General features: G+C 59.1%; 11 protein-coding genes. 1 reads left to right on the top strand and 10 read right to left on the bottom strand.

The annotated features are described in order from the left end of the window. Positions 1-21 precede the first annotated feature (21 nt). Positions 22-582 (bottom strand): VOC family protein, encoded by a 561-nt coding sequence (locus HWQ14_RS13850; protein ID WP_176610033.1) that lies wholly within the window; start codon positions 580-582, stop codon positions 22-24. Between the two features lie 238 nt (positions 583-820). Here HWQ14_RS13850 and argS point away from each other — a divergent pair, with 238 nt between their 5' ends. Next, positions 821-2,554, top strand: a complete 1,734-nt coding sequence (argS, locus tag HWQ14_RS13845) for an arginine--tRNA ligase (protein ID WP_176610032.1) — start codon at positions 821-823, stop codon at positions 2,552-2,554. 33 nt (positions 2,555-2,587) lie between these two features. On the opposite strand, the gene HWQ14_RS13840 is transcribed toward argS, so the two are convergent. The 9 genes from HWQ14_RS13840 to cheR all read right to left on the bottom strand — a co-directional run bounded on the left by HWQ14_RS13840 (position 2,588) and on the right by cheR (position 12,311). Next, entirely contained in the window at positions 2,588-3,727 is a 1,140-nt protein-coding gene (locus HWQ14_RS13840) for a glycoside hydrolase family 88/105 protein (RefSeq protein ID WP_176610031.1), read from the bottom strand. A gap of 4 nt (positions 3,728-3,731) precedes the next feature. After that, positions 3,732-5,315 (bottom strand): MFS transporter, encoded by a 1,584-nt coding sequence (locus HWQ14_RS13835; RefSeq protein WP_176610030.1) that lies wholly within the window; start codon positions 5,313-5,315, stop codon positions 3,732-3,734. A 259-nt stretch (positions 5,316-5,574) separates the two neighbouring features. After that, positions 5,575-5,970: a flagellar protein FlhE gene (gene flhE / locus HWQ14_RS13830; protein WP_176611196.1), complete on the bottom strand. Its 396-nt coding sequence runs from the start codon at positions 5,968-5,970 to the stop codon at positions 5,575-5,577. Then, complete coding sequence (gene flhA / locus HWQ14_RS13825) at positions 5,967-8,045, bottom strand: flagellar biosynthesis protein FlhA (RefSeq protein WP_176610029.1); 2,079 nt, start codon at positions 8,043-8,045, stop codon at positions 5,967-5,969. The genes flhE and flhA overlap by 4 nt, the downstream gene beginning before the upstream one ends. After that, positions 8,038-9,186, bottom strand: a complete 1,149-nt coding sequence (gene flhB, locus HWQ14_RS13820) for a flagellar biosynthesis protein FlhB (protein WP_148418090.1) — start codon at positions 9,184-9,186, stop codon at positions 8,038-8,040. Before flhB ends, flhA begins: the two co-directional genes overlap by 8 nt. 150 nt (positions 9,187-9,336) lie before the next feature. Further along, positions 9,337-9,981: a protein phosphatase CheZ gene (gene cheZ / locus HWQ14_RS13815; RefSeq protein WP_176610028.1), complete on the bottom strand. Its 645-nt coding sequence runs from the start codon at positions 9,979-9,981 to the stop codon at positions 9,337-9,339. Positions 9,982-9,991: 10 nt separating this feature from the next. Continuing rightward, positions 9,992-10,381 (bottom strand): chemotaxis response regulator CheY, encoded by a 390-nt coding sequence (cheY, locus tag HWQ14_RS13810; protein WP_008500431.1) that lies wholly within the window; start codon positions 10,379-10,381, stop codon positions 9,992-9,994. Positions 10,382-10,398: 17 nt separating this feature from the next. Further along, a complete protein-coding gene (locus HWQ14_RS13805; RefSeq protein ID WP_148418092.1) occupies positions 10,399-11,448 on the bottom strand; it encodes a protein-glutamate methylesterase/protein-glutamine glutaminase in 1,050 nt (349 codons plus the stop codon). Then, the gene (cheR, locus tag HWQ14_RS13800) at positions 11,445-12,311 is read right to left on the bottom strand and encodes a protein-glutamate O-methyltransferase CheR (protein WP_017384409.1); all 867 of its coding nucleotides are present in this window, start codon (positions 12,309-12,311) and stop codon (positions 11,445-11,447) included. Before cheR ends, HWQ14_RS13805 begins: the two co-directional genes overlap by 4 nt. Positions 12,312-12,328: the final 17 nt, after the last annotated feature.

Here is a 12,328-nt window from a genome sequence, read left to right as displayed (position 1 = left end):
CCGGGGCGATGCTCACAACGCTTACGCTTCGCTGGCGACAATCTGCTCGATGGTCCAGGGATGGAATTTGACCGTCACGTTTCCGTCCGTCACGGCAAGCGTTGGGTTCGGCAAGCGTTCGCGGGCGCCCTTCGGCGAGCTGGTTTTCACAAAAATCCCCGGCTGGCTTAAGCCCTCGTCCGAAAGCAGCGCCAGCGCGCGGGCGTTGAGGGTGTCTGGCTCGCCCGGCAGCACAATTTCGATATGCTCCCAGCCTTCGTGCGGATAACGCTTTTCTCCCGGCCAGGGCAGTTCAACAACGGTAAACTGCCAGTGCGCCACCTTTACCGGCTCGTGAAGCTTAAACAGGCAAATTGGGCGACCGTTAATGATATTCTCTGACAGCAGTTCACCGCACTGCTCAAAGCCGCGCCGCCAGCGTTCGGCCGTGGCGTTCTGGTGGCAGCGCAAGGAGATGTGATCGGCATCAAGCTGCGCGATATCCAGCCCGAGACGGGTGGCAAGTTCTGTGAACGCCTGGGTGAAGCGCGGTAAATCTGCGGAAATATCATGCAGTTCGTCAATGGAGTGCCAGTTCGCCATAGGTCAGTCTCGTCTCGTGTCGCAAAGCCGCTAATTTACTCTGTTGCCCCCTTTCGACCAACCGCAGAATCACGCTTTTTTCGACTGCATGTTTATGCACGCTTTCTTAGCCTGAATTCTGAGCGATCTTCGCCCCCCGCAGTGCTGACGCCCGAAGGCATTTGCAGTATACTCCCGCCCTAAATTCTTAAACTGGCGCGGGCGAAGTTTACCCGCATCAAAAACGTAAGGTATCCAGGTGAATATTCAGGCTCTTCTCTCAGAAAAAGTCAGTCAGGCACTGATTGCCGCAGGCGCGCCTGCGGATTGCGAACCGCAGGTTCGTCAGTCAGCAAAAGTACAGTTTGGCGACTATCAGGCTAATGGCGTGATGGCAGTGGCTAAAAAACTGGGCATGCCGCCGCGACAGCTCGCTGAGCAGGTACTGACGCATCTGGATCTCACCGGCATTGCCAGCAAAACGGAAATCGCCGGTCCGGGCTTTATCAACATTTTCCTCGAACCCGCGTTCCTGGCAAGCCACGTTGATGCAGCGCTGAAATCCGATCGCCTCGGCGTGGCCCAGCCCGCGCCGCAGACCGTGGTCGTTGACTACTCGGCGCCAAACGTGGCGAAAGAGATGCACGTCGGCCACCTGCGCTCCACCATCATCGGTGACGCGGCGGTACGCACGCTGGAATTTCTCGGCCACAAAGTGATCCGCGCCAACCACGTCGGCGACTGGGGCACCCAGTTCGGCATGCTGATCGCGTATCTGGAAAAACAGCAGCAGGAAAACGCAGGCGAGATGGCGCTGGCGGACCTGGAAGGGTTCTACCGTGAAGCCAAAAAACACTACGACGAAGATGACGCCTTCGCCGAGCGCGCGCGCAGCTACGTGGTGAAGCTTCAGGGCGGCGACCCGTACTTCCTCGAGATGTGGCGCAAGCTGGTAGACATCACCATGTCCCAGAACCAGCTTACCTACAACCGTCTTAACGTGACCCTGACCCGCGACGACGTGATGGGTGAAAGCCTGTATAACCCAATGCTCCCGGGCATTGTGGCGGATCTGAAGGCTAAAAACCTGGCGGTGGAAAGTGAAGGCGCCACGGTGGTATTCCTTGACGAGTACAAAAACAAGGAAGGCGAACCGATGGGCGTGATCGTCCAGAAAAAGGATGGCGGCTATCTCTACACCACCACCGACATCGCCTGCGCGAAATACCGTTACGAAACCCTGCATGCGGACCGCGTGCTGTACTACATCGACTCCCGTCAGCACCAGCACCTGATGCAGGCGTGGACTATCGTGCGTAAGGCGGGTTACGTGCCGGACTCCGTGCCGCTGGAACACCACATGTTCGGCATGATGCTGGGTAAAGACGGCAAGCCGTTTAAAACCCGCGCGGGCGGTACGGTGAAGCTTTCCGATCTGCTGGACGAGGCGCTGGAGCGCGCGCGCCGTCTGGTGGCGGAGAAAAACCCGGATATGCCTGCCGACGAGCTGGAAAAACTGGCTAACGCGGTCGGAATCGGCGCGGTGAAATACGCGGATCTCTCTAAAAACCGCACCACCGACTATATCTTCGACTGGGACAACATGCTGGCGTTTGAAGGCAACACCGCGCCATACATGCAGTACGCCTATACCCGCGTACTTTCCGTATTCCGCAAAGCCAGCATCGACGAAAGCGTGCTGGCGAACGCCACGGTGACCATTACCGAAGACCGTGAAGCGCAGCTGGCCGCGCGCCTGCTCCAGTTTGAAGAGACCCTCTCCGTGGTCGCCCGTGACGGTACGCCGCACGTTATGTGTGCTTACCTGTACGATCTGGCCGGTCTGTTCTCCGGCTTCTACGAACACTGCCCTATCCTGACCGCCGAGAGCGAAGCGGTGCGTAACAGCCGCCTGAAGCTGGCGCAGCTGACGGCGAAGACCCTGAAGCTGGGTCTGGATACCCTGGGTATCGAAACCGTAGAGCGTATGTAAAAGAAAACCCGGCAAGCGCCGGGTTTTTTATTATCAGAAATACTTCCGCAAATACTCCGTCAGACACAAAATCGCCATTGCCTGCCCGTACGGCATCGACGTCAGCGGTATCTGGCGATAAAACTCAAGATCGCTTCCCATCCCGGTCCCGAACGAGGTTTGCAGCAGCTCCCCTTCCGGCGAGATGTTTTTCACGATACCGCGAATCGCTTTCTCCGCCACGTCAGCATACTCTGCGCTAACGTAACGCTTGCGCACCGCTTTCAGAATACCGTAGGCAAAGCCTGCCGTAGCCGACGCCTCCAGATAGGACTGAGGATCGTCGAGCAGCGTATGCCACAGGCCGCTGTCGTCCTGACATTTCGCCAGCGCGGCAATCTGGGCATTCAGCACCTGCACCAGATAGCGGCGCACGGCGCTGCTTTCCGGCAGATCCACCAGTTCGAGGAAGTCCGGGATCACGATGGTCAACCAGCTGTTACCGCGCGCCCAGCGGGCATGGGCAAAGTTATGGTTGCCGTCGTAGCTCCAGCCGTGGAACCACAGGCCGGTCTCCCGGTCCATCAGGTTCTGCACGTGCAGCAGGAACTGGTACACCGCTTCCTCAACGTATTCCGGCCTGTTCAGCAGCTTGCCAATTTTTGCCAGCGGCAGCACCGTCATCATCAGCGTGTCGTCCCACATCTGCTGATGGTTCTCTTCCGCCAGGGTGATATGCTGCATGCCGCCGTGTTTGGTGCGCGGCATTTCACTCATCGCCCACTCCGCCCAGCTCTCCAGCCACGGCAGCCAGGCCGGGTTTCGGGTCTCTTCGTAGCGATAAGCCAGCGTCAGGAACGGCGACATGGTATTCACGTTTTTGGTGGTTGCCCCTTCCGCAAAGCGGTCAGCAAACCAGCCGTCGATAATGTCGCGCATCCCCTCGTCGCCGGTCTGGCAGTAATACTGCCAGATACCGTACAAACCGACGCCGTGCGTCCATTCCCACCCGGCCCAGCCCTTGGTGTCGATCACGCGTCCGTCGTCCAGCCGCAGCAAAAATTCACCCGTTTTGTCGTGGATAGTGACCAGGTTATGCGTCACTTTCTGAATAAGCGACTTCAGCTCATCCCGGGCAATAAAGCGCTCAGGCTGGCGCAGTAGCGGGCTATGTTTGACAGGCCAAACTTTCATAATCTTAACCTCTGTTGTATGTCGAATTCAGTACCGCACGGTCCTTCAGCGAAGGTGCCGCCGGCTTATTGCGATTCAGGTAACCGATGTTGTTATTGCCCCGCAGGGAGTCGTACGGCATACCGGCCAGCATTTCCACGGTGGCGCGGGCGTGCGGGGTTGCCGCTTCAGGCATCGCGCGGCCGGACTCGCGCATTTTCGCGGTCTCTTCGCGCAGCGTGCTGTGGGTTTGCAGATTGAGCCTGAAGCGCAGGGAGACCAGGAAGCCGCAGAACAGCACCAGAATGGTGCCGACGCTCAGGATCATCAGGATGGTGTGGCTCACTTCCGCAGGCTGCACCTTCTGGCCGCTGACAAAGCCGGACATCTGCATCACGATGCCCACCAGCATCACCGCACCGGCCTGAGACGCTTTGCGGGTCAGGGTCATGATGCCGGCAAAGATGCCCTCGCGACGCTGGCCGGTGATCACTTCGTCCACGTCAGCAATGTAGGTGTAGGTATTCCACGGGACATAGTTGATACCGCCGCGGCCGAGACCGGCAACCGCAGAGATAAGCAGCAGCAGAGCGTAAACGTCGCTCAGGCCCGCGTAATACAGCACGGCGTAAGAGAGCGAGGCCAGGCCAAACAGCACCACCACCATGCGGTAAGACGGCGCGGGTCCAAAGCGAATGCACAGCGGGATCATCCCAATCACGGCGAGGAACTGGAAGATGGCCATCGTGCCCAGCAGGTTAGAGGCCATAGACGCTTCCTGCATCAGCACAAACACCACGTAATAGGTAAAGACGGCGTTGAAGACGTCCTGCGCAATGTAGCCGCCGAGGTACATGCCGAGGTGCTGGCGGAAAATCTTGATGCGCAGCGTCGAGCTTAACTCCACGAACAGACGGTTCAGGCTCTGGCTCAGGGTGAGCTTTTTCTTCTCTTCTTCCGCGCGCAGGGCCGCTTCGGACCACTCCTCGCGCGGGCGCTCCCAGGTGAAGAACCAGACAAAGGTCAGCATCAGCGCGCACAGCACCGAGAAGACCAGGCTTGCGTAGAAGAAGGAGATCGCGTTGTCTTTACCGAAATGCGTGAGCAGGATCCCCGGCAGGAATGAGGCCAGAATGGCGGACATCTGCGCCATTGAGATACGGGCGCCGGAGAATTTGGTTTTCTGTTTGAAATCGTCCGTCATCTCCGGGACCAGCGTTTCATAGGGCACCAGGATCATGGTGTAGACGATATCGAAGATCAGATAGGTCAGCAGGTAGTACCAGAAGCTCATGTCCCCTACCCACATCAGCGAGTAGCTGAACACGCAGGGAATACCGAGCAGGATAAAGAACTTACGGCGGCCAAAACGCTTGCCGAGCCAGGTGGTGCCAAAGTTATCGGTTAAAAAACCCATTAACGGGCTGACAACCGCATCAAGTACCCTTGCGGCGGCGAAGATAAAGGTTGCTTCAATCGGAGTGAGCCCACAGAAGGTGGTATAAAAATACAAAAGCCAGGCCGCCGTCAGCGCGGTGGTACCCGCCCCGAGGAAGTCTCCTGACCCGTAAGCAAGATAATTTGCGAGTCCAATTTTACGTGTTTTCATTGCCGTCAACCCTAATCAGTTTTGGGAGACTCCCTGTAAGCAAACCTCATCCGGGAGCTTTTACACGGCTACAGTAAAAGTATCGACCTGGTGAAACCTTTCTGTTTCTGCCATCACAGGGTGGCGAATGGCAAAAATGCAAAGAGTGTCGATACGCGTGTCACTGATTTATAAAACAGCGTTTCTTTTGTATCAAAAGGGAAGGTCAATTTTGCGAGCCAGCCTTCAGAAATGCGGAAGGCTGGCGAAAGGCAGGCGGCTAGCGGTAGTTAACGAGGACTTCGTTACGCTGAATCTTCAGCGCCGGGATCAGGCGGCCCCCGCCCGGCACTTCCCAGATGAAGCGTAACGGCTCCTGGGCAGACACGCCGTTGAAGGCCCGGGTAGTACCGTTCTGACCGTCGATTTCCGCGCAGCGGGACAGCGAGCACAGGCGCACCCGCAGCCCGGCAGGCGTCGGTCCGATCGGCGTATAGCTCCACACCACCAGCGTCATCTGCCCGGAGACGGGTTCAGGGGGAGACAGCGGACGGGAAGCGATCGACTCTCCCCGATGGTTAAGCGTCAGGCCGATGCTGCTGGCCTGCCATGACCCCTCGCCTGCGGCCTGCGCCGCGAGCGGGAAAAGTAAGATCCACAGCCACTTACGCATTATTTTCCTCCTATGGTCGCCGTCATGCGGATATTGCGGTTGTCGGACAGCTCCATGTTCGACAGCACCACCAGCTGGTTCAGGCTCCGGCGCAGGAAGCGCGACAGCAGCGGACGCAGCGCGTGGTTCACCAGCAGCACCGGCGGCGCGCCCAGCATCTCCTGACGCGCCAGCGCCTCCTGGGTTTGCGCCAGTAATCTGTCCGCCAGGCCGGGCTCCAGCCCGCCACCGCCCTGGAGCGCCTGGAGCAGCAGACGCTCCAGCGGCGTGTCGAGGCCAATCACCTGCACCTCGCCGGTTCCCGGGAACCACTGCTGGGTGATGGCCCTTCCCAGCGCCACGCGCACCACCGCGGTCAGCTCGTGCGGATCGTTTTGCAGCGGAGCATGTTCGGCCAGCGTTTCGAGGATGGTGCGCATATCGCGAATAGGCACCTTCTCGTCGAGCAGGTTTTGCAGCACCTTGTGCAGCGTGGTTAAGGTCAGCACGCCCGGCACCAGGTCTTCGGTCAGCTTCGGCATCTCCTGGGTCACGCGGTCGAGCAGCTGCTGCGCCTCCTGCCGTCCGAACAGTTCGGCAGAGAACTGGCCGATCAGGTGGTTGAGGTGTGTCGCCACCACGGTACTGGCCTCGACCACCGTGTAGCCCTGGATCTGCGCCTGCTCTTTCAGGGCGCTCTCAATCCAGATAGCCGCCAGGCCAAAGGCCGGATCGATCGTCTGCTCGCCCGGCAGCGTGCCTGCGGCGGTGCCCGGGTTAATCGCCAGCCAGCGGCCCGGATAGGCGTCACCGCTGCCGATCTCAACCCCTTTCATCAGAATGCGGTAGCGCGCCGGCGGGAGATCCATATTGTCGCGAATGTGGACGACCGGCGGCAGGAAGCCCATATCCTGGGCGAATTTTTTACGGATGCTGCGGATACGGCCAAGCAGCTCGCCATCCTGCTGGAAATCCACCATCGGGATCAGACGGTACCCCACCTCCACCCCCAGTGAATCTTCGAGCTGAACGTCGTTCCAGGTGGCTTCGACCGCCTGGGTGTTCTCGGGCATTTTAACCGGCGCAGGCTCTGCCGCAGGCTGGGTTTCCCGGCCGCGCATCCACCAGGCAAGCCCCAGCAGCGCGGCGGTAAACAGCAGGAACACCAGGTTCGGCATCCCCGGCACCAGGCCGAGCAGGCCGAGAACCGCCGCAGCCAGCAGCATCACCCGTGGGTTGCTGAACAGCTGACCAACCATCTGCTCACCCACGTCCTGATCGGTGCTGACGCGAGTAACAATCACGCCTGCCGCGGTGGAGATCACCAGCGCCGGGATCTGGGCGACCAGGCCATCACCGATGGTCAGCAGCGTATAGCTTTCCGCCGCGTGGCCCATGTCCATGCCGTGCTGCAGCACGCCCACCAGCAGGCCGCCGACGACGTTAATCACCATGATCAGAATACCCGCGATGGCATCACCGCGCACAAACTTACTCGCACCGTCCATGGAGCCGTAAAAGTCTGCCTCCTGGGTCACTTCGGCACGGCGTTTTTTCGCTTCATCTTCCGCGATCAAACCAGCGTTCAGGTCGGCGTCGATCGCCATCTGCTTGCCCGGCATCCCGTCGAGCACAAAGCGCGCGCCCACCTCTGCGATACGCCCCGCGCCCTTGGTGATAACCATAAAGTTAATGATCACCAGGATGACGAACACCACGATACCGATAGCGAAGTTACCGCCCACGAGGAAGTGGCCGAAAGCCTCAACCACCTTACCCGCCGCGGCCGCGCCGGTGTGACCTTCCATCAGGATAATACGCGTGGAGGCAACGTTCAGCGCCAGCCTCAGCAGCGTGGTGAACAGCAGGATCGTCGGGAACGCGGCAAACTCCAGCGTGCGCTGGGTGAACATTGCCACCAGCAGCACCATGATCGACAGCGCGATGTTGAAGGTGAAAAGCAGGTCGAGGATAAATGCCGGCAGCGGCAGCACCATCATCGACAGAATTAGCAGGATCAGAATCGGTCCGGCAAGGATCTGCCATTGCGTCGATTTCAGGTTGCCGGGCAGGCGCAACATTGCCACCAGATTAGCCATCAGTGTCCTTCTCGTTCAAAAAATCCAGTGCTTCAGGCACCGGAAGGTTCTCAGGTTTTACAGGTCGTTGACCGCCTGCTAAACGCCAGCGTTTCAGTTGCCACACCCAGGCCAGTACCTCTGCCACAGCGGCGTAGAGCTGTCCCGGTATCTGCTGACCTATTTCCGCGTGGCGGTACAGCGCACGCGCCAGCGGCGGGGCTTCAAGGATCGGCACGCGGTTTTCCGTCGCGATTTCACGAATGCGCAGCGCAATCAGCCCTGCCCCTTTCGCCACCACTTTCGGCGCGCTCATTTTGTTTTCATCGTACCGGAGCGCCACGGAGTAGTGGGTCGGGTTGGTGACAATCACGTCAGCCGTCGGCACGTCTTCCATCATGCGACGGCGCGCGGCGGCACGCTGCATCTGGCGAATGCGGCCCTTAACGTGCGGGTCGCCCTCCATCTGCTTATATTCGTCGCGGATGTCCTGACGTGACATGCGCAGCTTCTTGATATGAGAATAGATCTGGAAGATGACGTCGAAAGCCACCATCGGAATAATGCTGAGCACCACCAGCAGCGAGCATAACCCGGCCAGGTTGAGGGCGTTTTTCATCGCCGTCAGAGGGGATTCGGCGATCAGGCGCATCATTTCCGGCCAGTTATGCCACAGGAAAAACCCGGCCGTCCCGCCCATCAGCAGCGATTTCAGGATCGCTTTAAGCAGTTCCGCCCCCGTTTGCGCGGAGAACATTTTTGCAATGCCGGGAAACGGATTGAGCTTGGAGAATTTTGGCTGCAGTGACTTACCGCTAAACACCAGACCGCCGAGCATAACCGGGGAGACCAGCGCCACGATGACCACGCCGACGATCAGCGGCAGTAAGGCGATCATCGCGCTTTTCACCAGGTTGATGATCTGAATCAGGATAAGATTAGGATCGTTTACCATGCTGTGGTCAAAACGTAAGCCGGCTGAGAGCATGCCCGCCAGCCTGCGCGCAAGCAACTCCCCGCCCCACCAGATAATGCATACGCCGACCACCAGGATCAGCAGCGATGTCAGCTCCCGGGATCGGGGGATTTGCCCATCTTCACGCGCCTTTTCAAGCCGGTGGGGTGTGGGGGCTTCCGTTTTGTCGTCGTTATCTTCTGCCACTGTGCCTGCTCGCAGCCCATTAATTCACGGGTATCATGCCAGCGCAGAGAAATTCCAATGGCGGGAAAAGCCCGTTTAATCGGGCTCTTTTCACTGATTATGTCATTGACTGCCTCAGGCCGCATTCGCGACCCGAGGCAGAGCGGGCAATCAGAAACCCAGGCTGTCGAGCAGATCGTCCACCTGGTCCTGGCTTGCCACCACGCCCGCCTTGCTGGCGTCGAGCTGTGGGCCATTGAGCAGGCTTTCGTTCTCGCGTTTCGGGCGGGCGGCTGGTTCGGGAATGTTCTCCAGCAGCACCATCAGCAGCTGACGCTCAATTTCCTGAATCACATCCATCATGCGCTTGATCACCTGGCCGGTGAGGTCCTGGAAATCCTGCGCCATCATGATGTCCAGCAGCTGGGCGTTAGTGAAGCTGGTGTGGCCCGGCACGTCGCCAAGGAACTGGCGGGTATCGGTCACCAGCTCGCGCGCGTCCGCCAGCTCGATGGGGTTTTCAAACCACTCGTCCCAGCGCCGGGTCAGGGCTTTTGCGCCCTTTTCCATCGCGTCCTGGTGCGGCTGCGACGCCTCAACGCTGTTCAGCGCGCGCTCGGCCGCCTGAGCGGTCATCTGCACCACATAGTCCAGACGGTCGCGTGCGTCAGGAATGGCTTCCGCCGCTTCGGCGATAGCCTGGTCCAGCCCCAGCTCGCGCAGGCTGTCGCGCAGCATGCGCGTCAGGCTGCCGATGCGGGCAATGATGTCGCTCGGCGAATGTTCTTCAACGGGTTTCATAGCAGGTTGCATCATAACCAACTCCTCACATGCCGAGTTTCTCGAAGATCTTGCCGAGCTTCTCTTCCAGAGTCGCCGCGGTGAATGGCTTCACCACGTAGCCGCTTGCGCCCGCCTGTGCGGCGGCGATGATGTTCTCTTTCTTCGCTTCTGCGGTCACCATCAGTACCGGCATAGAGGCCATGCCCGCATCGGCACGAATGGTTTTCAGCAGCTCCAGCCCGTCCATGTTCGGCATGTTCCAGTCAGAAATTACAAAACCAAACCCGCCAGCCTGCAGCTTGTTCAGCGCATCCACGCCGTCTTCTGCTTCTTCAACGTTGTTGAAGCCCAGCTCTTTCAGCAGGTTGCGCACAATGCGTCGCATGGTGGAAAAGTCATCCACAACCAAAAACTTAAGCTCTTTATCCGCCATAAAATAATACTCCTGAGTCAAATACGTATTGCCTGTCCGGCACTGATTTTCGCCAGCATCTGCTGGCTTACCTGGCTAAGATCGACCACTTCGCTCACGCCACCCATGTTGATGGCCTCGCGCGGCATGCCGAACACCACACAACTTGCTTCATTCTGCGCAATCGTCCAGGCGCCAGCCTGGTGCATCGCAAGCATTCCGGCGGCGCCGTCGTTGCCCATCCCCGTCAGGATCGCTCCCACGGCGTTGCGCCCCGCATGTTTCGCCACCGAATGAAACAGCACATCCACCGACGGACGGTGCCGGTTAACCGGCGGCCCGTCATGAATTTTGATTTGATAGTTAGCCCCGCTGCGCGCCAGCTCCATATGCTTGTCCCCCGGCGCGATATACGCATGCCCCGGCAGCACGCGCTCGCCGTCCTCCGCCTCCTTCACGCTAATCTGGCACAGCTTGTTAAGGCGCTCCGCGAACGAGCGGGTAAAGCCTGGCGGCATATGTTGCGTAATCAGGATACCCGGGCTTGAGAGCGGCAATGGCTGGAGTACATGGCGAATTGCCTCTGTTCCTCCGGTTGACGCGCCAATCACCAGCAGTTTTTCCGAGCTGAGCAGCGGCCCCGCCTTCAGCGCTGCCGGAGCCGCCATCGGTTTGTGCGCGGCGAGCTTCGCCCGGGACGCGGTGCGGATCTTCTCGGCGATCGTTTCGCTGTACGCCAGCATGCCCTCGCGAATGCCGAGCTGCGGCTTGGTGACGAAGTCCACCGCCCCCAGCTCCAGCGCGCGCAGGGTAATTTCCGAGCCCTTCCCGGTCAGGGAAGAGACCATCACCACCGGCATCGGGCGCAGGCGCATTAATTTTTCCAGAAAATCGATGCCATCCATGCGCGGCATTTCGACATCCAGCGTCAGCACGTCGGGGTTATATTTTTTGATTAAATCCCGCGCGACCAGCGGATCCGGCGCGGTGGCCACCATCTCCATATCGCTGTGGCTATTGATGATTTCGGTCATGATCTGGCGCATCAGCGCCGAATCATCGACTGACAATACCCTGATTTTACTCATGCTTTTTCCTTACTCAGCGCATATACCGTTTGCCCACGCAGGCTAAACTCACGCACGAGGTTGCTGAAGTTTTCCGAGTGCCCGGCAAACAGTAAACCGTCAGGCTTGAGCAACGGAACAAAGCGACGCAAAATGTCCTGCTGCGTCGTTTTATCAAAATAAATCATCACGTTACGGCAAAAGATGGCGTCGAAAGGCCCCGGAACGTTGTACTGTTTATCCAGTAAATTAACGGGAGCAAATTCCACGCAGTTCGCCAGCTCCTGGCGTACGCGCACCAGGCCTTCGTGCGGACCGGTGCCGCGCATGAAGTAGCGCTGCAGCTGCTGAGGAGAGAGCGTTTTCAGCTCATCCTGGCGATAAACGCCGTTGCGCGCTTTTTCCAGCACTTCGGTGTCGATATCGCTGGCGTACACTTTCCAGCGGCCCGGCGCCATGCCCAGGGTGTCTGCCAGGGTGATGGCCAGCGAGTACGGCTCCTCGCCGGTAGAAGCCGCAGCGCTCCAGACGCGATACTCTCCGCTACGGCGACGGGCGTGCTCCGCCAGCACCGGGAAGTGATGCGCTTCGCGGAAAAACGCGGTCAGGTTGGTGGTCAACGAGTTGATAAATGCCTGCCATTCGGCGCTGTTCTGGTTCGCTTCGAGCATGCTCAGATAGCGACCAAAATCGTCCAGCCCCAGCGTGCGCAGGCGCCGCACCAGCCGGTTATAGACCATGTCTCGCTTATGGTCCGCAAGCACGATCCCCGCACGCTGGTAGATTAACTGACATATCCGACGAAAATGCGCGTCGGACAGCGCGAGGCGCTGTGTCATCTGCAACAGTAATGACGTTTGCCCTGAGGGCATGGGTGATGTCATAGCGCCTTCTTAATCAC

Origin of the sequence: Enterobacter cloacae, assembly GCF_013375935.1 — a bacterium.
Taxonomy (GTDB): Bacteria; Pseudomonadota; Gammaproteobacteria; order Enterobacterales; family Enterobacteriaceae; genus Enterobacter; species Enterobacter pasteurii.
This window is presented reverse-complemented; position numbering and strand designations above follow the sequence as displayed.